At 61.5% G+C, this 26342-nt stretch carries 25 protein-coding genes; 9 read left to right on the top strand and 16 right to left on the bottom strand.

The window, feature by feature from the left end; all coding sequences use genetic code 11:
* Positions 1-24 precede the first annotated feature (24 nt).
* Positions 25-447 (bottom strand): GFA family protein, encoded by a 423-nt coding sequence (locus tag AC25BC_RS11080; protein WP_012757707.1) that lies wholly within the window; start codon positions 445-447, stop codon positions 25-27.
* 295 nt (positions 448-742) lie between these two features.
* Between AC25BC_RS11080 and AC25BC_RS11085 the strand changes: the two genes are divergently transcribed.
* On the top strand, positions 743-2581 hold the full coding sequence (locus tag AC25BC_RS11085) for an ABC transporter ATP-binding protein (RefSeq protein WP_012757708.1): 1839 nt from the start codon (positions 743-745) through the stop codon (positions 2579-2581).
* A gap of 73 nt (positions 2582-2654) precedes the next feature.
* On the opposite strand, the gene AC25BC_RS11090 is transcribed toward AC25BC_RS11085, so the two are convergent.
* Positions 2655-4028 carry a class II 3-deoxy-7-phosphoheptulonate synthase gene (locus AC25BC_RS11090; RefSeq protein WP_003540243.1) on the bottom strand — a complete coding sequence of 458 codons (1374 nt, stop codon included), beginning with the start codon at positions 4026-4028 and terminating at the stop codon, positions 2655-2657.
* Between the two features lie 219 nt (positions 4029-4247).
* On the opposite strand from AC25BC_RS11090, the gene AC25BC_RS11095 reads away from it, so the two are divergent.
* The gene (locus AC25BC_RS11095) at positions 4248-5537 is read left to right on the top strand and encodes a TadE/TadG family type IV pilus assembly protein (RefSeq protein WP_128440204.1); all 1290 of its coding nucleotides are present in this window, start codon (positions 4248-4250) and stop codon (positions 5535-5537) included.
* A 170-nt stretch (positions 5538-5707) separates the two neighbouring features.
* Here the strand turns inward: AC25BC_RS11095 and gor are convergent, their stop codons facing one another.
* Complete coding sequence (gene gor, locus AC25BC_RS11100; RefSeq protein WP_012757710.1) at positions 5708-7093, bottom strand: glutathione-disulfide reductase; 1386 nt, start codon at positions 7091-7093, stop codon at positions 5708-5710.
* A 291-nt stretch (positions 7094-7384) separates the two neighbouring features.
* Between gor and AC25BC_RS11105 the strand changes: the two genes are divergently transcribed.
* Entirely contained in the window at positions 7385-7597 is a 213-nt protein-coding gene (locus AC25BC_RS11105) for a hypothetical protein (protein ID WP_003540246.1), read from the top strand.
* Positions 7598-7654: 57 nt separating this feature from the next.
* On the opposite strand, the gene AC25BC_RS11110 is transcribed toward AC25BC_RS11105, so the two are convergent.
* The 3 genes from AC25BC_RS11110 to rpiA all read right to left on the bottom strand — a co-directional run bounded on the left by AC25BC_RS11110 (position 7655) and on the right by rpiA (position 9313).
* Positions 7655-7939, bottom strand: coding sequence for an acylphosphatase (locus tag AC25BC_RS11110; protein WP_041935664.1), 285 nt, complete (start codon positions 7937-7939; stop codon positions 7655-7657).
* A gap of 96 nt (positions 7940-8035) precedes the next feature.
* The gene (locus tag AC25BC_RS11115; RefSeq protein ID WP_012757712.1) at positions 8036-8599 is read right to left on the bottom strand and encodes a DUF2059 domain-containing protein; all 564 of its coding nucleotides are present in this window, start codon (positions 8597-8599) and stop codon (positions 8036-8038) included.
* A 15-nt stretch (positions 8600-8614) separates the two neighbouring features.
* On the bottom strand, positions 8615-9313 hold the full coding sequence (gene rpiA, locus AC25BC_RS11120; RefSeq protein WP_012757713.1) for a ribose-5-phosphate isomerase RpiA: 699 nt from the start codon (positions 9311-9313) through the stop codon (positions 8615-8617).
* A gap of 225 nt (positions 9314-9538) precedes the next feature.
* On the opposite strand from rpiA, the gene AC25BC_RS11125 reads away from it, so the two are divergent.
* Positions 9539-10255: an HAD family hydrolase gene (locus tag AC25BC_RS11125; RefSeq protein ID WP_206642410.1), complete on the top strand. Its 717-nt coding sequence runs from the start codon at positions 9539-9541 to the stop codon at positions 10253-10255.
* 101 nt (positions 10256-10356) lie between these two features.
* On the opposite strand, the gene AC25BC_RS11130 is transcribed toward AC25BC_RS11125, so the two are convergent.
* The 3 genes from AC25BC_RS11130 to AC25BC_RS11140 form a co-directional block, all read right to left on the bottom strand.
* Positions 10357-11565, bottom strand: coding sequence for a helix-turn-helix domain-containing protein (locus AC25BC_RS11130; RefSeq protein WP_487778554.1), 1209 nt, complete (start codon positions 11563-11565; stop codon positions 10357-10359).
* Between the two features lie 340 nt (positions 11566-11905).
* The gene (locus AC25BC_RS11135) at positions 11906-13819 is read right to left on the bottom strand and encodes a L,D-transpeptidase family protein (protein ID WP_128438439.1); all 1914 of its coding nucleotides are present in this window, start codon (positions 13817-13819) and stop codon (positions 11906-11908) included.
* Between the two features lie 94 nt (positions 13820-13913).
* Positions 13914-14180 carry a hypothetical protein gene (locus tag AC25BC_RS11140; RefSeq protein ID WP_128438438.1) on the bottom strand — a complete coding sequence of 89 codons (267 nt, stop codon included), beginning with the start codon at positions 14178-14180 and terminating at the stop codon, positions 13914-13916.
* 61 nt (positions 14181-14241) lie between these two features.
* Between AC25BC_RS11140 and fumC the strand changes: the two genes are divergently transcribed.
* Complete coding sequence (fumC, locus tag AC25BC_RS11145) at positions 14242-15633, top strand: class II fumarate hydratase (RefSeq protein WP_047621340.1); 1392 nt, start codon at positions 14242-14244, stop codon at positions 15631-15633.
* 91 nt (positions 15634-15724) lie between these two features.
* Here the strand turns inward: fumC and AC25BC_RS11150 are convergent, their stop codons facing one another.
* Entirely contained in the window at positions 15725-16558 is an 834-nt protein-coding gene (locus AC25BC_RS11150; RefSeq protein ID WP_128438437.1) for a VCBS domain-containing protein, read from the bottom strand.
* Positions 16559-16813: 255 nt separating this feature from the next.
* Here AC25BC_RS11150 and AC25BC_RS11155 point away from each other — a divergent pair, with 255 nt between their 5' ends.
* Positions 16814-18421: a fumarate hydratase gene (locus tag AC25BC_RS11155; protein ID WP_113548339.1), complete on the top strand. Its 1608-nt coding sequence runs from the start codon at positions 16814-16816 to the stop codon at positions 18419-18421.
* A gap of 20 nt (positions 18422-18441) precedes the next feature.
* Here the strand turns inward: AC25BC_RS11155 and AC25BC_RS11160 are convergent, their stop codons facing one another.
* Positions 18442-18648, bottom strand: a complete 207-nt coding sequence (locus AC25BC_RS11160) for a hypothetical protein (protein ID WP_128438436.1) — start codon at positions 18646-18648, stop codon at positions 18442-18444.
* 347 nt (positions 18649-18995) lie between these two features.
* Here AC25BC_RS11160 and AC25BC_RS11165 point away from each other — a divergent pair, with 347 nt between their 5' ends.
* Positions 18996-20063, top strand: coding sequence for a GGDEF domain-containing protein (locus tag AC25BC_RS11165; RefSeq protein WP_128407319.1), 1068 nt, complete (start codon positions 18996-18998; stop codon positions 20061-20063).
* A gap of 295 nt (positions 20064-20358) precedes the next feature.
* On the opposite strand, the gene AC25BC_RS11170 is transcribed toward AC25BC_RS11165, so the two are convergent.
* Positions 20359-20970, bottom strand: coding sequence for a pyridoxamine 5'-phosphate oxidase family protein (locus AC25BC_RS11170; protein WP_017994278.1), 612 nt, complete (start codon positions 20968-20970; stop codon positions 20359-20361).
* A 37-nt stretch (positions 20971-21007) separates the two neighbouring features.
* The gene (locus AC25BC_RS11175) at positions 21008-21988 is read right to left on the bottom strand and encodes an alpha/beta hydrolase (RefSeq protein ID WP_017994279.1); all 981 of its coding nucleotides are present in this window, start codon (positions 21986-21988) and stop codon (positions 21008-21010) included.
* Positions 21989-22035: 47 nt separating this feature from the next.
* On the opposite strand from AC25BC_RS11175, the gene AC25BC_RS11180 reads away from it, so the two are divergent.
* Positions 22036-22503 (top strand): MarR family winged helix-turn-helix transcriptional regulator, encoded by a 468-nt coding sequence (locus tag AC25BC_RS11180; protein WP_011652244.1) that lies wholly within the window; start codon positions 22036-22038, stop codon positions 22501-22503.
* A gap of 3 nt (positions 22504-22506) precedes the next feature.
* Here the strand turns inward: AC25BC_RS11180 and AC25BC_RS11185 are convergent, their stop codons facing one another.
* Complete coding sequence (locus AC25BC_RS11185) at positions 22507-23697, bottom strand: low temperature requirement protein A (protein WP_128438435.1); 1191 nt, start codon at positions 23695-23697, stop codon at positions 22507-22509.
* A gap of 59 nt (positions 23698-23756) precedes the next feature.
* On the bottom strand, positions 23757-24131 hold the full coding sequence (locus tag AC25BC_RS11190) for a gamma-butyrobetaine hydroxylase family protein (RefSeq protein WP_032996649.1): 375 nt from the start codon (positions 24129-24131) through the stop codon (positions 23757-23759).
* Positions 24132-24267: 136 nt separating this feature from the next.
* Between AC25BC_RS11190 and moaA the strand changes: the two genes are divergently transcribed.
* The gene (moaA, locus tag AC25BC_RS11195; protein ID WP_012757726.1) at positions 24268-25314 is read left to right on the top strand and encodes a GTP 3',8-cyclase MoaA; all 1047 of its coding nucleotides are present in this window, start codon (positions 24268-24270) and stop codon (positions 25312-25314) included.
* Positions 25315-25466: 152 nt separating this feature from the next.
* Here the strand turns inward: moaA and AC25BC_RS11200 are convergent, their stop codons facing one another.
* Complete coding sequence (locus AC25BC_RS11200; RefSeq protein ID WP_012757727.1) at positions 25467-26252, bottom strand: class I SAM-dependent methyltransferase; 786 nt, start codon at positions 26250-26252, stop codon at positions 25467-25469.
* Positions 26253-26342: the final 90 nt, after the last annotated feature.

Consider the following 26342-nt stretch of genomic DNA (forward strand, 5'->3'; position numbering starts at 1 on the left):
CCTAGCCTCGGCGATCAACCTTTGTCAATCACGGGCCGGCGAGGATGACGATGGGGGATTCACGGCGTATTGCGGCAGGCCGTCCGATATCTCGTAGAAATCGCCCTTGTCGGCACAGTAGATATGATGGCCGAAGGTCAGGCCGCTCGGCGCGTCGAAGGCGCCGGCCATCACCGAAATCTCCGCCGATCCATCCGCCTGCCAGAACAGCGCGGAGCCACAATTCGAGCAGAAGCCGCGCTGCGCCTCTTCGCTTGACCGGTACCAGCGGACCGCCTCAGTGCCATCAACCGAAAGAGCCGCGCGGGCCACGTTGACCGCGGCGTAATAAAACCCGGTCTGCCGGCGGCACTGCGAGCAATGGCAGCCGACGACAGGTCCTGGCTTCGCCGTCGTTGAAAATCGTACGGCGCCGCAAAGGCAGCCGCCTGTATGCCGTTCGGTCATGATTGCTCTCCCGTTTACGACGGAACGTTGCCGCCGATCGCCCTTGGCGTCAAATCCATTCCGCTCAACGAAATCATCAGAAATCTTGAAAATCGCCAGCCTTATCCATGCTTGGTCGGCGCGAGCACGTGTTGCTCGACGACAACAGCTGCCAACCTCATCTCATCCCGGCATTGAATCGCCGGCTGTTGTCGGTGATACTTAAGGTCCAATTCACTCGACCCTCGGGAGACTGACATGAGAGCGACCCTGTCCGAACAGAAAGGAAACATCCCCCACAAGGACATTCAGCTTCATGAACATTCGGTTCTCCCGCGCGAGGAAAAGCTCGCGACGCCATAACGTCTTCCCGAGATTCTTCCGCGACGATGCGAATGCCGCCGACCGCGAGCGGCGCTGGTCGCGTATGCGCAAATTCCTCTCCTACTACCGTCCGCATCTGCCTTTGCTGCTGGCGGATCTGCTTTGCGCCATCCTGGTCGCCGGCACGGCGGTCGCCCTCCCGCTCTGCGCCAACATCGTCACGAGCCGCCTTCTGGCTCTGCCCGACATACCGCAGGCCTTCGCACAAATCCTGACGATGGGCGGCGTCATGCTGGTCGTTCTGGCGGTCCAGATCGTCGCCATCTTCTTCGTCGATTATCGCGGCCACGTGATGGGCGCGCGCATCGAAGCGACGGTGCGGCAGGAACTCTTCGAGCATTGCCAGAAGCTCTCGTTCAGCTTCCACGACCGCCAGCGCACCGGCCAGCTGATGAGCCGCATCACCAATGACAGCCTGTGGCTGGGCGAGCTCTTCCATCACGGCCCCGAGGATCTTTCCATCGCCGTGCTGAAATATGGCGGCGCCATGTTGGTATTGTTCTTCATCGATCCGCCATTGGCCGGGCTCATCCTGCTGCTCACCCCGGTAGCGGTGGCTTATGCGCTCTATTTCAACCGGCGCATGAACCGCGCGCTCGAAGCCAGCAAACGGCAGATCGCCGCCGTCAACGAGCGGGTGGAGGATGCTCTTGCGGGCATCCGCGTGGTCCAGTCCTTCGCCAATGAAGCGCTGGAAAAGGAACGCTTCGCCGAGCAGAACCGGCGTTTCCTGCAAAGCCGTGCCGAGGGCTACCGCAGCGAAGCCTGGTTTTCGGTCGGCACCGAAACTTTCGCCCAACTCGTCACCATATTGGTGATCATCATCGGCGGCCTGCGCATCCTGGCGGCGGAACTGACTGTGCCCGACATGCTGACCTTCCTGCTCTGCGTCGCCGTGCTGGTCGATCCGGTGCAGCGGCTCGCCAATTTCGTGCGCCTTTGGCAGGAGGGCTACACCGGCTTCAGCAGGGCCATGGAGATCCTGGAGATAGCCCCCGATATCACCGATCGACCGGCCGCGCGTCCGATGCTGGCACCAAGGGGCGAGATCTGTTTTTCCAACGTCGCCTTCGGTTACGAGGCCGATGGCCCGCGGGTGCTCGAGCAGCTGTCGCTCACCATCGCGCCCGGTGAGTTCGTCGCCCTGGTCGGCCCGTCTGGGGTCGGCAAGAGCACGCTTTGCGCGCTGATACCGCGTTTCTACGATGTCGCGGCTGGGGCAATCCGGATCGATGGCATCGATATCCGCGATGTGACGCTGGCCTCGCTCCGGCGCCATGTCGGGGTGGTGCAGCAGGATGTCTACCTGTTTGCCGGTACGGTGGCGGAAAACCTGCGCTACGGCCGGCCCGACGCCAGCGATGCCGAGCTGGAAGCGGCCGCGCGCGCGGCCAATGCACACGACTTCATCATCGCCCTGCCGCATGGCTATGACACCGATATCGGCCAACGGGGCGTCAAGCTCTCGGGCGGCCAGCGCCAGCGCATCACCATCGCTCGCGCCTTCCTCAAGAATCCGGAAATCCTGATCTTCGACGAAGCAACCAGCGCGCTCGACAACGAGAGCGAACGGGCGGTGCAGCAGGCGCTGCTGAGCCTGGCAAACGGCCGAACCACCCTGGTGATCGCCCACCGCCTGTCGACCGTCCGCCATGCCGACCGCATCCTGGTCCTGACAGCTGATGGCATCGTCGAACAAGGCACCCATGATGAGCTCATGGCGCAAGAGGGCGTCTACGCCAATCTGCACAGCGTCCAGGCCAGCATCTGACTGCCTGTTCCACCTTCGCAGCATAAAAAAGCCCGGCATCGCCGGGCTTTTCTTCATCCATTTGGGGCTGCGATCAGCCGTTGGCGACCATGCGCTTTTCGTCGCGACCACCCTTCATGCGCTCGGCAAGCAGGAAGGCCAGCTCGAGCGCCTGGTCGGCGTTGAGGCGCGGATCGCAATGGGTGTGATAGCGGTCCTGCAGGTCTTCGGCGGAGACCGCGCGGGCGCCGCCGGTGCACTCGGTCACGTCCTTGCCAGTCATCTCGATATGGATGCCACCCGGATGCGAGCCTTCGGCGCGGTGGATCTGGAAGAAGCTTTCGACTTCCGACAAGATCCGCTCGAAGGGACGGGTCTTGTAGTTATTGAGCGTGATCGTGTTGCCGTGCATCGGATCGCAGGACCAGACGACCTTGCGGCCCTCGCGCTCAACGGCGCGAATGAGTTTCGGCAGGCTGTCGGCGACCTTCTCATGGCCGAAGCGGCAGATCAGCGTCAGGCGCCCGGCCTCGTTGGCAGGATTCAGGATGTCAATCAGTTGCAGCAGGTCGTCGGCCTGCAGCGAAGGGCCGCATTTCAGGCCGATCGGGTTCTTGATGCCGCGGCAATATTCGACATGCGCATGGTCGGCCTGGCGCGTGCGGTCGCCGATCCAGATCATGTGGCCAGAGGTTGCATACCAGTCGCCCGAGGTGGAATCGACGCGGGTCAGCGCTTCCTCGTAGCCGAGCAGCAGCGCCTCGTGACTGGTGAAGAAATCGGTCTCGCGCAGCGCCGGCTGGTTTTCCGAGGTGATACCGATCGCCTTCATGAAATCCATGGTTTCGCTGATGCGGTCGGCAAGCTTGCGGTAGCGCTCGCCCTGCGGGCTGTCCTTGACGAAGCCGAGCATCCACTGATGCACGTTTTCGAGATTGGCATAACCGCCCATCGCAAAGGCACGCAATAGGTTCAGCGTCGCAGCCGACTGGCGATAGGCCATGGCCTGGCGTTCCGGGTTCGGAATGCGCGATTCCTCGGTGAACTCGATACCGTTGATGATGTCGCCGCGATAGGCCGGCAGCGTCACATCGCCCTGCTTCTCGACATTCGACGACCGCGGCTTGGCGAACTGGCCGGCGATGCGGCCGACCTTGACGACCGGCAGCTGAGCCCCGAAGGTCAGCACCACGGCCATCTGCAGGAAGGCGCGGAAGAAGTCGCGGATATTGTCGGCACCGTGTTCGGCGAAGCTCTCGGCGCAGTCGCCGCCCTGCAGCAGGAAGCCGTTGCCTTCGGCGACATTGGCGAGATGTTTCTTCAGGCGGCGCGCCTCACCTGCAAAGACAAGCGGCGGATAGCTGGCGAGCGTGGCTTCCGTTGCCGCCAAAGCGGCTGCGTCGGGATATTCGGGAACCTGCAGGATCGGTTTTTGCCGCCAGCTGCTCGGGGTCCAATTGTCTGCCATCTCACTCACCTGTTCTCACATCCATACCTCAGGATGCCCTCAATATGCGGCGGCTTATAGACCTTTAGGTCAGGCTTGCAAAGACCATTCGCCGACAGTTGTCGCCTCATCGCCGCCGCCCGCCCTGCTCTAGTTAAACCAGCGTATACCATGTCGATTTTCCCATACTTTAGACTTTCAATGTAGAACCGGAGAGAGTTTCAACTTCGGGGACATGGCATGGCGATCCTTCCGCCCGGTTTCATATCAGACCGCTCGGGCAATTTCGGCATCATGACGGCACTGCTGGTGGTGCCGCTCTTCGGTGCGGCCGGCATGGCGGTGGATTTCGCCCACGCGCTCAGCCTGAGGACGCAGCTCTACGCCGCTGCCGATGCTGCCGCCGTCGGTTCGATCGCCGAAAAATCCGGCGCCGTCGCAGCCGCCATGACCATGAGCGGCAACGGCACGATCTCGCTCGGCAAGGACGACGCCCGCAGCATCTTCATGTCTCAAATATCCGGGGAGCTGACCGACGTTCAGGTCGATCTCGGAATCGATGTCACCAAGACCGCCAACAAGCTGAATTCGCAGGTTTCCTTCAGTGCGACTGTGCCTACCACCTTCATGCGCGTTCTTGGCCGGGATTCGATCACGATCTCTGGTACAGCGACGGCCGAATACCAGACCGCGTCTTTTATGGATTTCTACATTCTCCTCGACAACACCCCTTCGATGGGCGTTGGCGCCACCGCGACAGACGTCTCGACGATGGAAAAAAACACCAGCGATACCTGCGCTTTCGCGTGCCATGAAACGCAGAACAACAACAATTATTACAATCTCGCCAAGAAGCTCGGCGTCAGCATGCGCATCGACGTCGTGCGCCAGGCGACCAAGGAACTGACGGTGACCGCCAAGTCCACGCGTGTTTCCAGCAATCAGTTCCGCATGGGCGTCTATACGTTCGGCACCAAGGCCGAGGATGCAAAGCTGACCACCATATCCGACCCGACGGACGATCTCGACAAGGTGCGCAGCTATACCGACGCCGTCGATCTCATGACCATTCCGTTTCAGGGCTATAACAACGACCAGCAGACGAGCTTCGACAGCGCGCTGACGCAGATGAAAACCATTATCACCACCCCCGGCGACGGCAGCACCGCCACGACACCGCAGAAGATTCTTTTCTTCGTCTCGGACGGCGTCGGCGACAGCGAAAAACCGAAAGGCTGCACCAAGAAACTCACCGGCAACCGTTGCCAGGAGCCGATCGACACGTCCTTCTGTCAGCCACTGAAGGACAAGGGTATCAGGATCGCGGTGCTCTACACCACCTATCTGCCGCTGCCGAAAAACAGCTGGTACAATACGTGGATCAAGCCTTTCCAGGGCGAGATCCCGACGAAGATGCAGGCATGCGCCTCGCCCGGCCTCTATTTCGAAGTGACGCCGACCGAAGGCATCGCCGATGCGATGAAGGCGCTTTTCCTCAAGGTCATCCGGGCACCGCGCATCACCAGCTAGCGCATCGGCCGGAAAATCGAAATCGGTTTTCGGAAAGCACGATGCGTAGGCTCAAAGAGTTAGAGCGTCCTTTGTGCGTCCGAAAGGACGCAGGGCGCTCTAATGCATGTCGCCCGGAAGTGCGCAGCGGTTCCGGGTCAACGACATGCAAGGCAAAAGCACGTTGCGGCTCAAATGCGCTTACCGTCGCGGATCCGATAGCTCGGCGCATACATGGTGACGAGCTCTTCGGCCGCCGTCGGATGCAGCGCCATCGTTCGGTCGAAATCGTCCTTGGTGCAGCCGGCCTTCAGCGTGACGCCGAGCAGCTGCGCCATCTCGCCGGCATCGTGGCCGAGGATATGGGCACCCACCACCTTGCGGCTCGCCGCATCGACGATCAGCTTCATGATCATCCGCTCGGCCCGCCCGGAAAGCGTGGCCTTCAACGGCCGGAACTGGGCGCGGTAGACCTCGAGTTCGGGATAACGCCTGCCCGCCTCCTCTTCCGAAAGGCCGACGGTGCCGATCTCCGGCTGCGAGAACACGGCGGTCGGGATCAGCTCGTAATCCGGCCGGGTCGGATTGTTCTTGTACTCGGTCTCGATGAAACACATCGCCTCGTGGATCGCCACCGGCGTCAGCTGTACCCGGTTGGTGACATCGCCGAGCGCATAGATGTTTTCGACATTGGTACGGGAATATTCATCGACGATAACGGCGCCACGCTCGTCGACGGCGACGCCGGCCGCCTCAAGACCGAGGCCTTCGGTGTTCGGATCGCGCCCGAGCGCCAGCATGACGACGCCGGCTTGCAGCGTGCCGTTGTTCAGCGTCTCCAGAACGAGCCCGTCCGCACCCTTCGAAACCTTCTGCAGCGTATCGTGGCAGAGGATGCGGATACCCTTGGCGACCATCGCCTCGTGCAGCCCGCGCCTCAAATCTTCGTCGAAGCGCGACAGGATCTCGGCACCGCGATAGATCAGCGTCGTCTCGACGCCGAGGCCATGGAAGATATTGGCGAATTCGACGGCAATATAGCCGCCGCCGGCGATGACGATCGATTTCGGCAGTTCTTCAAGATGAAAGGCCTCGTTGGAGGAGATGCAGAGTTCGTGACCGGGAAGGGCCGCATGCGGGTTCGGCCGTCCGCCGGTGGCGATCACGATCGTCTTTGCCGTCACCGTCTGTCCGGTTTTCAGCAGCCGGACCGTATGGGCATCGACGAGTTCCGCGCGCGTTTCCAGGATCTCGGCATTGGCGCCGGCGAGACCTTTCTTGTAGAGGCCTTCGAGCCGGGCGATTTCAACATCCTTGGCCGCCACCAGCTTCTTCCAGTCGAAGCTGGTTTCGCCGACCGTCCAGCCGAAGCCCGCCGCATCCTCGAAATGCTCATGGAACTGCGAGGCGTAGACGAAGAGCTTTTTTGGCACGCAGCCGCGGATGACGCAGGTGCCGCCGTAGCGATACTCCTCGGCGATCGCCACTTTCTTGCCGAGCGAGGCGGCGACACGGGCGCCGCGCACACCTCCTGAACCGCCACCGATGACGAAGAGGTCGTAGTCGTAGGAAGACATGAGGAGCTCCGGAAGGGAATCGCAGGAAGGATGTTCCTGATATAGGGGCGATCATCATGAAAACAAAAGCCCGCTCCTGCATCATCCGGTTCCCATCGCCGAATCTTCATTGTAAAGGGCTGACCCCAGTCACCGTCTACGGTTGACCCAGTCACCGTCTACGGTTGACCCGGTCACCGTCTAGGTTGGCCCAGACACCGACTTCGGTTGACCAGTCACCGTTTACGGTTGACCCGGTCGGCCGAGGCTGGCAGGCAATCCATGGGATGGAAAAGAATGGCGGAGCAAAAGATGGATCAAACTCTCTTCAGCAACCTGTGCAAGGCTGGCAAGTTCAAGGAAGCGCTCGGCCTCGCCATTCAGGGCCACGAGGACGAAAAATACACGCCGAGCCGTTTCTCGATCGACAAGAAGACGCGACTGCCGATCTTCTACCGCGGCAACAAGCGCGTGGAGCCGGATGAAGAGGGTGTGTGGCAACTTGCAAAGAACCCGAACCCATAGGGGCTGAGGTGCGGCGCATATGCGATGCCAATTGCATCTGCTTAGCGATTAGCGCTGTCAGCGGGTAATGCGGAAATCCGTCGGGTTCTTCTCAAGCTGGGCTGCTTCCGTCTCGACGCCCGAAACCGACGCCCCCAAAGGCCCGCGCCTGAAACGCTCGATCATCGTCGAGATGGCGCTGTCGGGTCCTGCGATCACAGCGACCACGGCCCCGTCCTCTTCATTGCGAACCCAACCCGTCAAACCGAGCCGTACGGCCTCATCGCGCGTCCAATAGCGAAAACCGACACCCTGGACCTTGCCGGATATCCGCACTCGGACGGCCTTGTCATGATCAAACATGTCTGCGGTCACCTGAAGCCTCGCCGGCGGCATTTGCCGTATCATAGCAAAAAAGCCCGGACGATGCCGGGCTTTCGCAAATTAGATGGGGCAGCCTTACTGCTGGGCAGCCGGTGCCGGAGCCGGAGCGGTCGGGCTGTCGGTTGCCGGCGGCGGTGCCTTGATGACCTTGGAAAGCTCGACGTTGCTCTGCTTTTCCAGGTCGCGGGAAATGCCCTGCGCCCAGATGTCGGCAGCCTTCGCCGTCTCGCGCGAGGCGACCGGGCCGTCGCGCAGCAGCTTCTTGCCGACGTCGGAATTATAGAAGTCGGCGATCGCCTTCAGCTCGTCGACGGTGAAGGTCTTGGCATAGGTGAGTGCCGCCTCCTTCTCCAGATCGCCGCGGCGCGGCGCCAGCGCCAGCGCCTGCGCGTCGACCGTGGACGAAATGATGTCCTGGTAGTTCGGCGAATCCTGGATCAGTCCGGCCTTCAGGCGCTCGGCGAGACCAGGCAGGATGTTGTCGAACTGGGCGGTGGCGCCAATGGCGTCGATCGCCGCGCGAGACGCCTTCAGCTGATCCTCGGAGACTTCCTGCGCCTTGACGGCGGAGCCGAAGGCAAGCCCGGAAAGAACGACGGTGGCAGCGGCGAGACGGCCAAGACCTGCAATGTTCATCATGAGTATATGCTCCTGTTATCTGTTTGCCTGCAGCGTGCGCGCACCCGCAGGACCGGCAATGATCGCAAGTGCCGCCATATTGATAAAGAGCCCGTGTTCAACGACGCCGGGTATGGAATTCAGCTCGCTCGAAAGCGCCTCTGCATCAGGAATGCGGCCAAAAGATGCATCGATGATGTGATGGCCGCCATCCGTGGTAAACTCTCCGTCACCCGACTGGCGCAGAGCGAGTTCACCCGAGAGGCCGAGCCGGGCCGCGACCTTTTCGATCGCGATCCGCGTCGAGACGAGCCCGAACGGATTGACCTCGATCGGCAGCGCGAAGGCACCGAGCGTATCGACCAGCTTGCTCTCGTCGGCAATGACGATCATTCGCTCTGACGCGGCCGCGACGATCTTTTCGCGCAGCAGCGCACCGCCGCCACCCTTGATCAGCCTGAGCGCCTGATCGACCTCGTCGGCGCCATCGATCGTCAGATCGAGTGCCGGCAGTTCGTCGAGCGACTTCAGCGGCACACCGAGTTCGACGCAGAGCCGCGCGGTTCGTTCGGACGTCGGGACGCCTTCGACCCTGAAGCCGCCAGCAACCTTCTCCGCCAGCAGGCGAACGAATTCTTCCGCCGTGCTGCCGGTGCCGATCCCGAGACGCATCCCGCTTTCGACATGCGCGAGTGCGGCCTCGGCGGCCTTGATCTTCATTTCGCGGGCATCCATGCGCCGCCAGCTCCTGATATTGCGTTGGATGTGCTGTTTACACGGCTCGCCTGGCAAACGAAAGTCAAAATCATCACGGAAAATGAAAAGCCGAAACAGAGGCCTGCGGCCTTCCCGGCCATCGCCGGACGTTGCTTTCCGCCGCACGATCGCCTACCTCAGGGACGATCCATCGTTCCTCAGAACGATACATCGCTCCTCAAAACGACCATCGCTCAAAGAGACATGCCCTTGACCCCTGCCCCCACTCGCCCGGCGCTCGTCGTCTTCGATCTCGACGGCACCCTTCTCGATACGCATGTGGACCTGGTCGAGAGCCTGAACCACACGATCGCGGCCCTTGACCTCGAGCCGGTCAGCTACGACGACCTCACCCATCTCGTCGGTCAGGGCGCGCGCGTCATGATCGAGCGCGCCTGCCGGCTGCGCGGCCATCCGCTCGAAAGCGACGCCCTGCCGCCGCTGGTCGAGCGCTTCGTCGCTCATTATGCCGGCAACATGCCCGGCCGGACCGAACCCTATCCCGGCCTGGTCGCCGCCATGGACCGGCTGAAATCTCAGGGTTACCGCCTCGCCGTCTGCACCAACAAGATGGAAAGCCTGGCAGTCCGCCTGCTCGACAAGCTCGACCTCGTCAGATATTTCGACACCATCACCGGCGGCGACAGCTTCGAATACCGCAAGCCCGACGCCCGCCACCTCACCGGCACCATCGAACGCGCCGGCGGCGACATCGCCCGCACCGTGATGATCGGTGACAGCGTCAACGATATCGCCGTTGCGAGAAACGCCGGCGTACCCTCGATCGCCGTGCCTTTCGGTTATTCCGACGTGCCGGTTTCGAGCCTCGATCCGGATGTTATCATCACCCATTTCGATGAGTTGACCCCGGAGCTGGTGGAAACGCTGCTGCGGGAATATGCGGAGAAGGTTGCCGTCTGAGGCGGAGCCGTTCCTTACTTTCTGCTGGCGTACCGTGGGCACCCCCCCCTCTGTCCTTGTCCAGCCGATAGATGGGTAACAGATTGAACCGGATAGATGGGTTACAGTTCTCCCCCTTGTAAACCAGTGTCCGCCCCTGCGCCGGCTGGTCGGGGTTGCAGGGCGCTGGGGCGGACAAGCCGCTTGGTCTTCTTGTCGATGATGCCGAGCGGATGGGCATGGAAGCGTAGCGTCCAGATGCCCGCTTCACTCTCCTCGATCGCCACGACCTCGCCGGCCAGCGCTGCTGCGACATAGACGAGGTCACCGTTCCATTTGATCTCGCCACTGGAGCGCACCCGGCGCACCGCCGCCTCGGCCGGATAGTCCGGTTCAGGCAGGCGGTCGGGCAGGCGCCGCAGTGATGGTCGGTAATGATCAGCAGGCACGTCCATAGCGAGCGCCTCGTGTGGACGCTCGGCGTTGTAATTCTGGCGAAATGCGTCAAAGACCGCCTGCTGCGCGGCATGGTCGACCTCCGGCGCCATGGCCAGCGGCAGCATCGTCAGATGGAAGCGTTCGTGGCGGCCGTTCTGCTGCGGTTTGCCCGGCTGGATGCGCTCCAGGCCGATGCCGAGCTTGATGAACCGTACAGCAAGCGTCGTCAGCCCGGTGACGCCGATCGCCGCGAAGGGCGAACCGTTGTCGCTGCGAAAGCGCTCCGGCAGTCCGTGCTCGGCAAACAGCCGCTCGAACACCGGCCAGGCCTCTACCTCGGCCGGCGTCGCGCAGGCTTCCAGCGCCAGCAGAAAGCGGCTCGCCGTATCCATCACCGTCAGTGGCTCGCAGCGCCGCCCATCGCGGGTCCTGAACCAGCCCTTGTAATCGGCGCTCCACACCGCATTGGGCCCGTTGGCCGGCGCGAACGGGCCGCAACCAGCCGCCCGCCAGCGATGCCGCCGGCGCCCGACCAGCCCGTGTCGCTTCAGGATCTCGCCTATCGTCGAGGCCGCCGGCCAGCAAAGCTGCGGCGCCGACCGCTTCAGCCGCGCCAGCACCTTCTTCGGCCCCCACTGCGGATTCGCCTCCTTCTCCGCCACGATCCGCGCCACCAGCTCCGCCGCCGTTGCCCGCCCGTGCTCAAGCGGCGCCCGCGGCAGGTCGATAAGCCCCGCAGGGCCGAGCGCCCGATACCGCTCCAACCATTTGTAGCCCGTCTTGCGCGATATCCCGTAGGCCGCACACAGCGCCGTCATCGTCTCCTCGCCCGCAAGACATTCCCCAACAAAGCGCAGCCGCTCGTCCATGATGCCAGTCTCTCTCCAAACCATCGCCGGGCCCTCCCGGCTGCTAGAGAACTGTCACCTATGTAAACGGTCCGTTCTGTTACCTATCTATCCGGGTCCGACACCTGCCGGCCATCTCCCCCACAGGTGGGGAGATTGGCTGGGCGCGACGGCTTCCCCAAACAATCATCGTGGCAGCCGGCAAAGCGGAACATGGGCCGGAAGGTCGGGCCGCTTGCCACTTGTGGGGGAGATGCCCGGCAGGGCAGAGGGGGGTACCACGCGGCAAGCCCTCTCCACTTTACTCTCATTCCCTGCGCGCGGAAAAAAACAAAAACGGGCAGCCCAAAGACTGCCCGCCGGCATCACTAATCAAATCCAATTATCAGATCTGCGCTCCACGCGCCTTGGTCGTCGCGTCGAAGGCCTTGTCGACATAGGCGTCGCGGCCGTAGACGTCGTCGAAATATTCCACCACGCCGTCCTTGTTCGGCCAGGCGGTGAAGTAGGAGACGTAGACCGGGATCTTCTGCGGCACGCGCACCGCATGGTTCTGGCCGCTGGCGATCTGCTTGGCGACGTCGTCGACCGTCGTGCCGAGCACGGCCGCCGCCATCGCCCGCGGATCGGCAAGGCGTACGCAACCGTGGCTCAGCGCCCGCATGTCGCGCTTGAAGAAGCTCTTCGACGGCGTGTCATGCATGTAGATCGCGTGGCTGTTCGGGAACAGGATCTTCAGTTCGCCGAGCGCATTGTCGCTGCTTGGCGGCTGGCGCACCGAAACATTGTTGGTCGAGCCGTACCAGTCGACGCTCGAGGAGGCGACAGCGTGGCCGTTCACCTCGACCTCATAACCGAGCTGGTCGAGATAGTTCGGATCCGAGCGCAGCTTCGGCAGCATCTCGTTGATGATGATCGACTGCGGCACGCCCCAGAAAGGGTTGAACTCGACCGTCTCGATTTCGTCGTCGAAGAAATAGGTCTGGTTGTTCTTGCCGCCGACGACCACGCGCATCGACAGCTGTTCCTTGCCGTCATTGTGGTAGTAGACCATGTAGGCCGGCTGGTTGATCATGACATAACGGGAACCGAGATCTTCCGGCAGCCAGCGCGCCTGCTCCATGGCGACGATGAGCTTGTCGATCTTCGAGGCATTGGTGTCGCCGCCGGTCATGGCGCGCACGGTCGCCTGGCCGATGACGCCATCGGCCTTCAGCCCACGCTCCTTCTGGAATTCCTCGACCAGCGAAACGATGTCAGGCGAATAATCGATGCTGCCGGCGTAAGCAGCAAGCGTTGCCGCATGATCTGTCCTCAGCGTTTCGGAACCGTGCTTGCCGATCGCCTTGACAATATTGGCGATCTCCGGCGAGCTGTCGCCAGGCCTCAGCAGCCTGTCGAGCGAAACGACGATTCGCTCCTCATTGCCGCCGTCGGCGGCGCGAAGCTTGGCAAGCTCCGCCTTCAGCGCCTGGAATTGCGAACTATCAGGCGAGCGGCTGGCGATATAGGCGCCGACATCGGGGCTCAGGCGGGCAAGCTTCAGCACCGGGGTCAGATTGACCACCTTGCGCTGGAAGTCGTGATAGCCGGAGATATTGTTCGGATCGATGCGGCCGCGCACCGTGTCCTGCGCGAAAGCCAGCACCTTGGCGGAGAGATCGAGTTCAAACTGCGTCAGCGCCCGATCGCGAAAGGCGGGATCGGGATTGGCCGGGTCGATATCAGGCGTCTGGACGGCGTAATCCGCCGGGTCGAGGCCGACGGAGGCCGCATCGGCAAGTACCAGCATCGCCGACTTGGCGCGGTCGTTGACCTGATTGCCCTCGACCCAGACGAGCGGATTGCGGCTGTCGCCGTAATAGGCTTCGAGCGCCTTTGCGACGTCGGCATTGGCGCGCACCTTGGCCTGCGCCAGGAAACGGCGCTGCACGGCCGGCTCGGCGCTGGCATCGCCGCTACCCGAAACATCGGCGACCGCGCCGGTGACGACGGGATCGGCGAACCTGCCGGTATCGACGAACTGCAGCGTCTCGGTTTTATAAGTATAATAACGAGGACCGCTCACCTTCGGCAGCGGCGCTTCCGGATCGAGCCCGCCGAGCGATCCGCCGACGCCGCCGCGCGGACCCACACGGCCGGGCGGCATCTGGTCCATGAAGATAGTGCTCTGGGTCCGCTGCCTGTCGCCGCGCAGCATATCCATCAATGTATAAGCATGCGCGGGTGAGGCACTCATTACTGCCACGCCGCAGGAAATTGCCAATGCGGATGCCGCGCTTTTCAAAACGAACGTCATATATCTTCCAGTCCCGGTGTCCTGCTGTTCTTGTCACGAGCGCAAGGCTCAAGCTCAAATCCCGCGAAACTCAAGCAGCGTAGGGCCTCATTGATCAGAAACCGGCCTGCGCCGCCAGCGCCGGCGGACTCAATTTTGTGTGACGGAGATCCTGCACGGCGCCGCCCAGCAGTTCACACAAAATTATGAAATTATTGGTTAATTTTTTACCGAATTTTCGCCGCCAGACCAGTGCGGCGAAAACGCCAGGATGCATAAAATTTCCAAAGTGGCTTAAAAGGCACGCCGACAAGCCTGCGCAAACATGACTTCCGGTTTCAATATTTCGCACGGCATCCAGTTTTCTTGTCGGACTTTCCAACCTATAAGACCTCATCTTTCGAAGATGCCCGAAAACAGCATGTAAAGGGAAGGCAAGGCTGATGACCGCAACCCGCACCGAAACCGATACTTTTGGCCCGATCGACGTCGCCGCCGACCGATATTGGGGCGCCCAGGCCGAACGTTCGCTCGGCAATTTCAAAATCGGCTGGGAAAAGCAGCCGCTGTCGATCGTGCGTGCGCTCGGAATCGTCAAGCAGGCCGCCGCCCGCGCCAACATGTCGCTCGACCAGCTCGATCCTGGCCTCGGCAAAGCGATCGTCGACGCCGCCCAGGAGGTGATCGAGGGCAAGCTGAACGACCATTTTCCGCTGGTCGTCTGGCAGACCGGCTCAGGCACGCAGTCCAATATGAATGCCAACGAAGTGATCTCCAATCGTGCGATAGAAATGCTCGGCGGCGTCATGGGTTCCAAAAAACCGGTGCATCCGAACGATCACGTCAATATGAGCCAGTCGTCGAATGACACCTATCCGACGGCCATGCACATCGCCTGCGCCGAGCAGATCGCCCATCACTTGCTGCCGGCCCTGAAGCACCTGCATGCCGCCCTCGACATGAAGGTCACCGAATTCAGTCACATCATCAAGATCGGCCGCACCCACACCCAGGATGCGACGCCGCTGACGCTCGGCCAGGAATTTTCGGGTTATGCCGCCCAGGTCGGCTCCGCCATCAAGCGCATCGAAATGACCCTGCCCGGCCTTTGCGAGCTCGCCCAGGGCGGTACTGCCGTCGGCACCGGCCTCAACGCGCCGGTGGGCTTTGCCGAAAAGGTCGCCGAGGAGATCGCCGCCATCACAGGCATGCCTTTCGTCACCGCGCCGAACAAGTTCGAGGCGCTCGCCTCGCATGACAGCATGGTCTTTTCCCATGGCGCCATCAATGCGGCAGCCGCCGCCCTCTTCAAGATCGCCAACGATATCCGCTTGCTCGGTTCCGGCCCGCGCGCCGGCCTCGGCGAGCTGGCGCTGCCGGAAAACGAGCCCGGCTCCTCGATCATGCCCGGCAAGGTCAACCCGACCCAGTGCGAGGCGCTGACCCAGGTCTGCATCCATATCTTCGGCAACAACGCGGCTTTGACCTTCGCCGACAGCCAGGGCCATTTCGAACTCAACGTCTACAATCCGATGATGGCCTATAATTTCCTGCAGTCGGTGCAACTGCTCGCCGACGCCGCCGTCTCCTTCACCGACAATTGCGTCGTCGGCATCGAGGCGCGCGAGGACAATATCAAGGCAGGCCTCGAACGCTCGCTGATGCTGGTGACCGCACTCGCCCCGAAGATCGGCTACGACGCAGCCGCGAAGATCGCCAAGACGGCGCACAAGAACGGCACGACGCTGAAGGAAGAGGCCCTCGCCAGCGGCCTGGTGACATCGGAAGAGTACGACGAGATCGTGCGCCCGGAAACGATGATCGGGCCGAAGTAGGAAGGTCGCATAGGCCACAGCCCCTGATCCGGCTGCCGCCACCTTCTTCCCGCTCGCGGGGAGAAGGTGATATGCCGCAACTCCCTCAAGCCTATAGCAAGGCAAACAGCGAAAAATTGTCCATCACGACGGAATTGCCCATGAAGTCGAAACGGATTTCTTCGATGTCTTCGAGATTGACCTCGAGAGTGGGGCCGGTGACCTCGAGCTCCTGCTGATAAACGATCTGGCCGTCGTTCAGCGCGGTGAGCGTCAGGTGAAAGGGCGCTGCCGACAATTCGGCAATCGAAACGCTCTGAAAGGTGAATTCCCCGCCATCGAGCATTTTCAAGCTTACGGGCGCAGAACCCGGCGATAGAACGGTATCGCTGAAACCGTCCTCGGTGATGGCGTCGACACCCGGGATGGTATCATAGACATACCCGTTCAGAAGCGTCACCTCGTGGCTTCCATTCACCGAGAGCGCAAAGTTGCGATAATCAGGCAGAGAGAAATTATCGGCCCTCGACGTGACGCCCAAATCGTCGAAATCCAGGATTTCGTGGTATTTGTCGCCTTCGTTGACGCCGTCGATCGCGAGCGTCAGCACGCCGAGGTCCGTGCCTCCTGAGCCATCGGACATCTTGAAGCTCAGCTTCTCGATGAGCTGATCGTATTTCGTTAAATTTTTCACGACGTCGAGCGTGTAGTCCAGCTCGTACTCGAAGTGACCGTCAGGTTTCAGTCTGAAGGTTCCGTATTCGCCCCTTATGATCGTTTCGTGGTCAGGTCCATGTTTGGCGTCGATACGCACGCCATTGACGAAGCGAACATACATGTCCGCTCCCTCGGGATCGCTGGAGAGGCGCAGCAGATTCCCGCGGATCCAATTGTCTTCGAAAAAAAAGAGAAGGTCGTCGACAGCAGTTGGCTTTGCATTTGTCATTGGAAGCCCCGGCAGGTTAACGCTGCCGGGAATATGAACTGGCCGCGGACCGAAGGCAACCTGAAGTCGTCTGTTTCGCGACAAATGTCGATTTCGCCTGTTCTTTCACTCGCTTACCGCGTGTGACGTGCCGACTGCAAAACGCGGCACGACATGCCCCCCACTCCAGAGTCCGCCGCATCCCGATTGCATTTGCCCCGTGGTGGATTTAGACCGCTTCCAATCTAGCGACGCCCTACCAGAAAGGTCACTTCGATGGCTGACGATCTCTTTCCCCTCGGCAAGGATGCCACCCCCTATCGCAAGCTCAGCGGCGACCATGTCTCGGTCGACACGTTCAAGGGCCAGGAGATCCTGACCGTCGAGCCGGAGGGGATCCGGCTGCTGGCCGAAACCGCCTTTGCCGACATCAACCACCTGCTGCGTCCCGGCCATCTGAAGCAGCTCGCCTCGATCCTCGATGACCCCGAGGCAACGGACAATGACCGTTTCGTCGCCTACGACCTGCTGAAGAACGCCAATATCGCCGCCGGCGGCGTGCTGCCGATGTGCCAGGATACCGGCACGGCGATCATCATGGGCAAGAAAGGCCGCAGGGTCTGGACGGAGGGGGAGGATACCGCCGCACTCGCCCGCGGCGTCATGGATGCCTATGAGAAGAAGAACCTGCGTTATTCGCAGCTCGCGCCGATCAAAATGTTCGAGGAAAAGAATACCAGGAACAATCTGCCGGCCCAGATCGACATCTACGAGGAAGGCACCGATGCCTACGAATTCCTCTTCGTCGCCAAGGGCGGCGGCTCGGCCAACAAGACCTTTCTCTACCAGGGCACGCCTTCGCTCTTGACCCATGACCGAATGATCGACTTCCTTAAGGAGAAGATCCTGACGTTAGGGACGGCAGCCTGTCCCCCCTACCATTTGGCGATCGTCATCGGCGGCACCTCGGCCGAGATGAACCTCAAAACTGTCAAGCTCGCCTCTACCCGCTATCTCGACGAGCTGCCGACCGAAGGGTCCGAGAGCGGCCACGCTTTTCGCGACATCGAGATGGAGACGGAAATCCACAAGCTGACCCAGCAGATGGGCGTCGGCGCCCAGTTCGGCGGCAAGTATTTCTGTCATGACGTGCGTGTCATCCGCCTGCCCCGCCACGGCGCCTCGCTGCCGATCGGCCTCGGCGTCTCCTGTTCCGCCGATCGCCAAGCCAAGGGCCGCATCACCCGCGATGGCATCTTCATCGAGCAGCTCGAAACCGATCCGTCGAAATACATGCCCGAGATCGACGAGGCGAAACTGTCGGAATCGACAGTGCGCATAGATCTCAACCGGCCGATGGCAGACGTGCTTGCCGAACTCTCCAGGCATCCGGTCAAGACGCGCCTGTCGCTGTCGGGCACCATCATTGTCGCTCGCGACCTCGCCCATGCCAAGATCCGCGAGCGGCTGGAAAAGGGCGAAGGCATGCCCGATTACCTGAAAAACCACCCGGTCTATTATGCCGGTCCCGCCAAGACGCCCGCCGGCTACGCCTCCGGCTCCTTCGGCCCGACCACGGCCGGCCGCATGGACAGCTATGTCGACCAGTTCCAGTCCTTCGGCGGCTCGATGGTGATGCTCGCCAAGGGCAATCGTTCGCGCGCCGTGCGCGAAGCCTGCAAGAAGCACGGCGGCTTCTATCTCGGCTCGATCGGCGGACCCGCCGCCCGTCTTGCTCAGGACTGTATCCGCAAGGTCGAAGTATTCGAATATCCCGAACTCGGCATGGAAGCGGTCTGGAAGATCGAAGTCGAAGACTTCCCCGCCTTCATCGTCATCGACGACAAGGGCAATGATTTCTTCCAGGAGCTGAATTTGGGGTGACGGGGCAGGCTGCGCCTGCTCTACCGTGCCGACGCCTTATCCGACGCGCCGATGTTCCGCGCCGTCACCGCCTCGCTCGCACTCACCACATCCCAGGCATCGACCCTCGCCAGGATCTCCGTGCGGAACGCGCCGGCGAAGAAGCTGGTGTGCTCCAGCAACAAGGTGCCGGCGGCGAAGACGGTGAAGGCAAGGATGGCAAAAGAAATATGGCGGGAGGTTTCCACGATCTCACGCCCTGGCTTGCAGGCTACGATCGGGTTTGCCACCAAGAAATATCAACCCGAAATACTGCCACTGCAATACGAAACGGCCAAAACCAACTGTCGACAAGATGAATACGGTCTCCGGCAGAGAAGAACTGTAAGTTTTCCAGACAACGCTCCCGCTCAGCGAGTACGCACTGTGCCGCTAAAGATACTTTTTCCCGTGGAAAATCATAGGCCTGATCGAAGTATTGACCCATGGGGCATTTGTCGTATGTAATCTTTGGTATATATCGCTTTAATCTTTTCCCAAGAAATTTAAGCTAACAAATGGAATATTGCCTTTGAATATATGAGGAGTTCGCCGGATGAATACGGCTGTCGCGCCGAAGGTGCAGGTTCCCGACGTTGCGGGTCAGATCACCTATGCCATGCGCTCCATGGGCGTTGCGCCGATACCGCGCAATTACGAACTCTTCTACGAGGCCTATATCGGCTCCAATCCGGCCCTGACCCGTGAGCTCGCGGCCCTCGGCGGCCAGGTGACCCAGGCCGAACTCGATGCGCTCGGCGCGCAGCACTTCACCCACAGCCCGGCCCGTGTCTTCGACGATGCCCATACGCGCATATCAGGCGAACTCGATGGCCTGCTGCGCATTCTCAAGCAGGAGCAGAGCTCGCTCGAAAGTTATACCAAGCTGCTCGGCGAAACCCACAAGCGCATTACCTCAAAGAGCAATGCCAGCGTCGAACTGATCGAAAACGCCATCGATCTGCTGAGCCAGGCAACCGGAGACACAATGGCGCATGGTGAACGCACCGTCGAGGACGTCGTCCAGCGCTCGCAGGAGATGGATCAGGTCCGCAAGGAACTCGACGAATACAAGCGCATCGCCAACACCGACTCGCTGACCCGCCTTTCCAACCGCCGCGCCTTCGACGACCGCCTCGCCGCCATATTCGACAATTCGAGCATGCGGCCGGTGACGGCGCTGCTGCTCTGCGACATCGACAATTTCAAGAAGATCAACGACACCTACGGCCATCCGGTCGGCGACAAGGTGCTCGCCACCGTCGCCTCCGTCATCCGCAGCAATGTCCGTCGCGACATCTTCGTCGCCCGCACCGGCGGTGAGGAGTTCGCCCTCATCATCGACGGCAACACGCCTGAGGAAGTCACCGGCATCGCCGAGCGCATCCGCCGCACGCTAGAGACGACGCCCTTCAAGAATTCCCGCACGCGGGTGAATTACGGCCCGGTCACCGTCTCGATCGGCATCTGCATGGCCTCCAATGCCGAGGATGCCGGCGAACTCTACAGCAAGACCGACATCGCGCTCTACGGCGCCAAGAATGCCGGCCGCAACTGCACCATCCTCTATCAGGACGGCATGCAGAAGGATTTCACCAAGAGCTGGCTGATTTATAAGACGTGAGGGTAATCGGTCGCCGTGCGCACGCTGTCACCACAACGTGACGGCTTAGACTGTTGTCCGGTTCGCGCCGATGGCTCCCTTGTCCGCCAGGAGTCCGAGGGAACGGACGAGGTAGCCGCTTGCTCCCTCATTCCTGTGCCTGTCACAGGAATCCAGCCACCACGCGTCTGCGCGGTGAATAACTCTTTGCGACCGTGAAAATATCTTCCGCGCCCAAGCACTTGGGCACTGGATTCCTGTGACAAGCACAGGAATGAGGGAAGAGAGGTGGGTGTCCGCTTCTCGGCACCACACCCTACCACATCGTCTTCGCCGCCCGCCCCGGCCATTCCCGATCGTAGGTTTCCTGGTCGAAATCGCCGGTTGCGGCCTTCAGCATCTGCCCGGGCGTCGGCAGCTTTGCCGGATCGGCGAAGTGTTCTCCATTCCACAGCTCGGCCCGCATCACGGCGCGCGCGCATTGGAAATAGACCTCGTCGATCGAAATCACGACGACGGTGCGCGGATGTTTGCCGTCCATCTCGAAGCTTGAAAGCAGCGCCTCATCGTCGGAAACGACGCCGCGGCCGTTGATGCGCATCGTCGTGTTCGAGCCGGGGATCAGAAACATCAGCGCCAGGCGCGGATCGCGCACGATGTTGGAGAGCGAATCGACCCGGTTGTTGCCGCGCCAATCCGGCAGATGCAGCGTCTCGTCGTCGGCGACGCGCACCACGCCGCCAAGATCACCGCGCGGCGAACAGTCGAGACCCTCCGGGCCGACGGTCGCAAGCGCCGCAAACGGTGAGATCTCGATCATCTCGCGATAGAGGGGGGTCAATTGCTTCGTCACCTTGGCGACGGAGGCCGGCGAAAGCCCGGCGCCGTAGATCGTATTGAGCTCTTCGATGCTGCTGATGATTTTCATGAGGCGTCCCGCCGCGGCTTGATCTTCGCGACGGACGCTACAATGCCGCGCGCCTTGCCGGAAGCTCAAAAAACGGAATGATCTCCGCATCTTTTTTGATGCTTTCATCGGGCACTTCAACCACGCCTCGATCGCCGTCGAGAAACGCCGCGATCGCGGCAAGAACCGGCTCGGCGCCGATGATGCGCCGGTGGCCGAAGCCGTTCGCCCAGAACAGCCGAACGCCCTTCCCCGCTGCGCCATAGCGCCTGGCATGGAGAGACGACACCTCCTTGTCGTCCTCGGCATGGATGACGAGCACCGGCCGGCCGATGCCGCCCGCAGCCCCGCCGACGTCGAAATCCTCAAGTCTCCGTCCGGTGATGCGATGGACCTCGTTCTCCAGTGCCGCTTGCGCTGTAGGGCGAAGGCCGATCATCCCGCCGAAATCGGTAAACAGCGAGCCCATCTCGCTCGGCGCGCCGATCAGCACCAGTCTCTCGCCGGTGACAGGCGCCACACCAGGCAGCAGCCCCGCCGCCGAGACCATCAGCGCCGCACCGCCGAAGGAATGGCCGATAGCCGCATCGAATGCGCCGAAGCGCGCCTCGGCCGCCGCGATCGTCTCGACCGCAAGCCCCATATGCAGGAAGCGTCCGCCGGAACGGCCGTGGCCGGGAAAATCGAGCGCCACGACCTCCGCGCCCATTGCCGCAAGCATCGAGACGAGTTCGGCCATATATGCCGCGCTCGATCCCCAGCCATGTGTCACCAGATAGCGCTTGCGTTTACCCCTCGCCCCGCCGTTCAGCCGATAGGCATGCGCTTGGCGCCCGCCGGCAAGCCGGAGGGTGAAGCGTTCGGCACCGGCAAGCCGGAGCGCACCCGCTGCATGCACCGCTTTCGCCTTTGCTCCCTTCGGCTTTGTCGATGGCGTCCGGCAGAACAGCTGGAACGCCGCTTTGCCTGCCAGATCAGGAGAAACCGCCTGCAGAACCGAAAACCCGAGGCGGGTGACGTCAAGCGCAAAGTTTGCCATAGTGGGATTCCAAAAGACTGTTCAACACTGAACAATAAAGTACAACGATGAACAAAAATCAATCCCTTCCCTGGGATCATCCGCGTTTTCGCAGCTGGATCGCGGTGGCTCGCGCCTGCCAGCTGATGCAACAATCCCTGGCCCGCTCGCTTGCCGATCTCGATATCAAGCCGCCGCACCTCGATATCCTGGTCAATCTCTATCGTTTCGAAGGCATCTCGCAGCAGGAGCTGGCGCGCAAACTGCTGGTCGGCCGCTCCAATATGAGCATGCTCTTGCCGCAGATGGAGAAGCGCGGCCTGATCCTTCGCCGCGATGACGAGCGCGACAAGCGCGTGCTGCGCCTCTATTTGACGCCAGAGGGTCGGAAACTGAGTGAGGAAGCCATGGCCATCCAGACCGGCCTCATCGACCGCGTGCTGTCGGACGAGCCGATAGAGCAATGCATGGCGACTGCCGATTCGATGGAGCGGATCATCACTGTGCTGCTGAAAGATCTGCGCGACGAGGACTGATGTTCAATGCAGCGTCGGCGCCGCCTCCGTGCCCGTCAGCGAGCGGTATTCCCAGGCGGCGACGACGATCAGCACCAGCGTCGCCAGAATGCCCATCAGATAGACCTCGATGAAAGGCGCGACAAAGGCAAGCAGGATCAAAAACACCAGGCCGGCGAGATGCGAGAGCGGCATCCGCCCGCTGGTCGCGCCCTTGAACCAGAGATTGCCGATCAGGAATAGGCCGGAGCCGCCGAGCACGGCTGCGGCGATGCCGAGATCACCGGTTTCATGCGGATGCGAGAACATGAACTCGACCGCGACCGCATGGACGATGATGCCGGCAAGAATTGGGATATGTCCATAGGTGAAGGCCTGCCGCGCCAAGCTTCCCGGCGTCTCCTCATGCTCGATGCGGTGGGCGGCGCGCCCGTGGCCGAAGCGGAAGTAGAGCCACCACATGGCGACCGTGCCGATGAAGGCGGTGACGAAGACGACGCTGGTCAGCCCTGAGAACGGCAGCTCCGCAAAGGTGCGGCCGGAAACAAGGATCGCTTCGCCGAGGCAGATGATCACGAAGAGTGCGCAGCGCTCCGCCATGTGCGCGCCAGAAACATCCCAGTCCCGCGCCGTCGAGCGGCCGAGCCCCGGCACGGCAAAGCCCGCGGCGGGCCCGGCATATTCGATCGCAAGCGCTATCACCCAGGCGATCAGCCGGGCTTCATGCTCGAGCAGCCCGCCGGCGATCCAGAAGACGCCTGCTGCCACGAGCCAGGCGGTGATGCGGACGAAATTCAGCGTATTGGCGCGGTCGACGCGCGTCATCGCATAGGTCGTAAACAGCGAGCGCCCGACCTGCATCGCCACATAGGCGCCGGCAAACAGCAGGCCCTTGTCGCCGAAAGCCTCGGGGATGGAGGCAGACAGCAGCAGCCCGAGCATCATCAGCACCACCAGCATCCCGCGCACCGGCATCTTGTCCGGATCGAGCCAGTTCGTCACCCAGGCGGTGAAAATCCACACCCACCAGACGGCGAAGGTCATCAGCGCCGCTTCGGCGGCACCGAGCGGCGTGTAGTGGGCGGCGAGCGCATGCGAGAGCTGCGAGATCGAAAAGACGAAGACCAGGTCGAAGAACAGTTCGAGGAAGGTCACCTTGTTGCTGCTGGCGCTGCCCTTGGCGCGCAGCCAGTTCTTTCCGTTCGTTTTCGCCATATGGCCCCCCGATGGCTGGATTATGCATGGATTGAAAGTGATAGCGGCTCAGGTGAGTGTCAGCGCGGCTTCTCCGCCGTGTCGCGGTTCATGCCCTTTTCGCTCAGCTCGGCTTCGTAGGCCGAAAACAGCTCAGGTCCCTGTTCGCCGAGCTCGCGCAGATAGGTCCAGGTGTAGATGCCGGTATCGTGCATGTCGTCGAAACCGATGCGGACCGCGTAATTGCCGGTCGGCATCATCGAGATGATCGCGACGTTGCGCTTACCGGGCACCGTCACCTTCTGCCCCGGCCCATGGCCCTGCACCTCGGCCGAGGGCGACAGCACGCGCAAGAGCTCGGCCGACAGGTCGAAGCTCTGGCCGTCGTTGAAGGTCACCACCAGCCGCTGCCTGTCTTTGGAGACGCGAAGTTCGCTCGGCCAGATATCGCTCATCATTTTGTCCTCTTCTCATGCGAGAAGTAGGCGTTGATCTTTTTCGGCGCAAGCTGAAATTGGCATGCTCGCGCGGGCGGTTTCCCTTGACGCGACAATAGCATATGCCCACATTGACGAGAGTACGGAGATACAGGTGAACACTAGAGTTGGAACGATAGGCAATGCATCGCCGCTGGTGGCAGGTGCGGACCCGATGATCGACCCCTTCGGGCGGGCGGTCACCTATCTCCGCGTCTCCGTCACCGACCGCTGCGATTTCCGCTGCACCTATTGCATGGCGGAGAATATGACCTTTCTGCCGAAGAAGGATCTGCTGACGCTGGAAGAGCTCGACCGGCTCTGTTCCGCCTTCATCGCCAGGGGTGTCAGCAAGATCAGGCTGACCGGCGGCGAGCCTTTGGTGCGCAAGAACATCATGTATCTGGTTCGCCAACTCGGCCAGAAGATCGGCGCCGGCCTCGACGAATTGACGCTGACCACCAACGGCTCACAGCTTTCTCGCCACGCCGAGGAGCTTTATGATTGCGGCGTGCGCCGGATCAACGTTTCGCTGGATACGCTCGACCCCGACAAGTTCCGCAAGATCACCCGCTGGGGCGATATCGCCAAGGTCATGGAAGGCATCGACGCTGCTCAAAAGGCAGGGTTGAAGATCAAGCTCAACGCCGTGGCGCTGAAGGATTTCAACGATGCCGAGATGCCGGAGCTGCTGCGCTTCGCCCACGGCCGCGGCATGGATTTGACCGTCATCGAAACCATGCCGATGGGCGAGATCGAAGAAGACCGCACCGATCAGTACCTGCCGCTTTCGAAACTGCGCGCCGATCTCGAAGACCAGTTCACCCTTGCTGACATCGATTACCAGACCGGCGGCCCGGCGCGTTACGTCAGGGTCGAAGAAACCGGCGGCCGCCTCGGCTTCATCACGCCGATGACGCATAATTTCTGCGAGAGCTGCAACCGCGTCCGCCTCACCTGCACCGGCACGCTCTACATGTGCCTCGGCCAGAACGACGCCGCCGATCTACGCGCCGCACTCCGCGCCACCGAAGACGACGCCCTCCTCCACGCCGCCATCGACGAGGCCATCACCCGCAAACCCAAAGGCCACGACTTCATCATCGACCGCACGCATAACCGTCCAGCGGTAGCGCGGCATATGAGTGTTACTGGTGGGTGAAAAATAGGGCCGTACGCCTACCCGCACCACCCTCATTCCTGTGCACGTCACAGGAATGAGGGAGGCTGGGTTGATCCTCGCGCTAGATTTTCTGCCGTAGGTAGATGGAACGTTGCCTGCTGCAGGGCCGACCGTCCCCAAGCGCCAACCCATCACTCAGGCTTACGCGCACAAATCGCAAACCGGTCCTGCACCATGCGCTCGAGCCCGCGCAGAAACGGCATCTTGCGCGCCTGCGCCCAATGGATATCGGCGAGTTTGCGGTCGACGACAATATCCGTAAAGCCGGCTTGGCGCAGAAGATCGACGACTGCTTCAGCAGGCATCTGGCTGGAGAAATGCACGCGTGAGCGGATCTTCTGGTGCCGCGCCATCATCTCCGGCGTCATGTGGCTTGCCGCCGGCTTGCCGGTCACTTTTGTCCAGAGCTTCTGCAGGCCTTTGACCCAGGTTTCCTTGCCCATATTGCCGTCGAGGATCAGCACTTTGCCGCCCGGCTTCAGCACCGCGAACCATTCCTTGAAGGCAGAAGCCGGATCCACCAGCGTCCAGACGAGATGCCGGTTGGTAATGACGTCGTAGCTTTCCCGTGGCTCCATGGTGTTTTCGGCGTCGCCGGAGACGAAGCGGATATCGGTGCCGCGCTTCTTCGCCTTGGCGCGTGCCTGCGCCAGCATCGCATCCGACCAGTCGAGGCCGGTGACCGCAAAGCCGGCACCATGCATCAGATGCGAGATGACGGCGGTGCCGCAGGCGAGATCAAGTGCCGCGCGCCCCTGCCCTTCGCCCAGATGTTTTCTGATCAGCCGCTGCCAGCCTTTCCGCTCCGCTTCCGAAAAGATTTCATGGCCGACGCTCTGGTCGAAGGTCGCCGCCCGTTCCGACCAGAAGTCGCGGATTTCGTCGCGGATCGAGTAGTTCGTGTTCATGGAATTCATCTGAGGCACCCCGGCATCGGATCAGTTTGGAAAGGCTCTAAAACATATAACTTGATTCATAAAGTCATATTTCTTATGCCTGCGGACATT

This window comes from Rhizobium sp. WSM409, assembly GCF_057653825.1.

Coding starts and splice junctions, on each gene's coding strand:
- fumC (WP_047621340.1), top strand. CDS start 14,242: ATGACCGCAACCCGCACCGAAACCGATACTTTTGGCCCGATCGACGTC.
- AC25BC_RS11115 (WP_012757712.1), bottom strand. CDS start 8,599: ATGATGAACATTGCAGGTCTTGGCCGTCTCGCCGCTGCCACCGTCGTT.
- gor (WP_012757710.1), bottom strand. CDS start 7,093: ATGTCTTCCTACGACTACGACCTCTTCGTCATCGGTGGCGGTTCAGGA.
- AC25BC_RS11105 (WP_003540246.1), top strand. CDS start 7,385: ATGGATCAAACTCTCTTCAGCAACCTGTGCAAGGCTGGCAAGTTCAAG.
- AC25BC_RS11185 (WP_128438435.1), bottom strand. CDS start 23,697: ATGGCGAAAACGAACGGAAAGAACTGGCTGCGCGCCAAGGGCAGCGCC.
- AC25BC_RS11150 (WP_128438437.1), bottom strand. CDS start 16,558: ATGACAAATGCAAAGCCAACTGCTGTCGACGACCTTCTCTTTTTTTTC.
- AC25BC_RS11190 (WP_032996649.1), bottom strand. CDS start 24,131: ATGAGCGATATCTGGCCGAGCGAACTTCGCGTCTCCAAAGACAGGCAG.
- AC25BC_RS11170 (WP_017994278.1), bottom strand. CDS start 20,970: ATGAAAATCATCAGCAGCATCGAAGAGCTCAATACGATCTACGGCGCC.
- AC25BC_RS11165 (WP_128407319.1), top strand. CDS start 18,996: ATGAATACGGCTGTCGCGCCGAAGGTGCAGGTTCCCGACGTTGCGGGT.
- AC25BC_RS11130 (WP_487778554.1), bottom strand. CDS start 11,565: ATGGTTTGGAGAGAGACTGGCATCATGGACGAGCGGCTGCGCTTTGTT.
- AC25BC_RS11110 (WP_041935664.1), bottom strand. CDS start 7,939: ATGTTTGATCATGACAAGGCCGTCCGAGTGCGGATATCCGGCAAGGTC.
- AC25BC_RS11175 (WP_017994279.1), bottom strand. CDS start 21,988: ATGGCAAACTTTGCGCTTGACGTCACCCGCCTCGGGTTTTCGGTTCTG.
- AC25BC_RS11095 (WP_128440204.1), top strand. CDS start 4,248: ATGGCGATCCTTCCGCCCGGTTTCATATCAGACCGCTCGGGCAATTTC.
- AC25BC_RS11085 (WP_012757708.1), top strand. CDS start 743: ATGAACATTCGGTTCTCCCGCGCGAGGAAAAGCTCGCGACGCCATAAC.
- AC25BC_RS11135 (WP_128438439.1), bottom strand. CDS start 13,819: ATGACGTTCGTTTTGAAAAGCGCGGCATCCGCATTGGCAATTTCCTGC.
- rpiA (WP_012757713.1), bottom strand. CDS start 9,313: ATGGATGCCCGCGAAATGAAGATCAAGGCCGCCGAGGCCGCACTCGCG.
- AC25BC_RS11125 (WP_206642410.1), top strand. CDS start 9,539: ATGCCCTTGACCCCTGCCCCCACTCGCCCGGCGCTCGTCGTCTTCGAT.
- AC25BC_RS11200 (WP_012757727.1), bottom strand. CDS start 26,252: ATGAATTCCATGAACACGAACTACTCGATCCGCGACGAAATCCGCGAC.
- AC25BC_RS11155 (WP_113548339.1), top strand. CDS start 16,814: ATGGCTGACGATCTCTTTCCCCTCGGCAAGGATGCCACCCCCTATCGC.
- AC25BC_RS11180 (WP_011652244.1), top strand. CDS start 22,036: ATGAACAAAAATCAATCCCTTCCCTGGGATCATCCGCGTTTTCGCAGC.
- AC25BC_RS11080 (WP_012757707.1), bottom strand. CDS start 447: ATGACCGAACGGCATACAGGCGGCTGCCTTTGCGGCGCCGTACGATTT.
- AC25BC_RS11090 (WP_003540243.1), bottom strand. CDS start 4,028: ATGGCAGACAATTGGACCCCGAGCAGCTGGCGGCAAAAACCGATCCTG.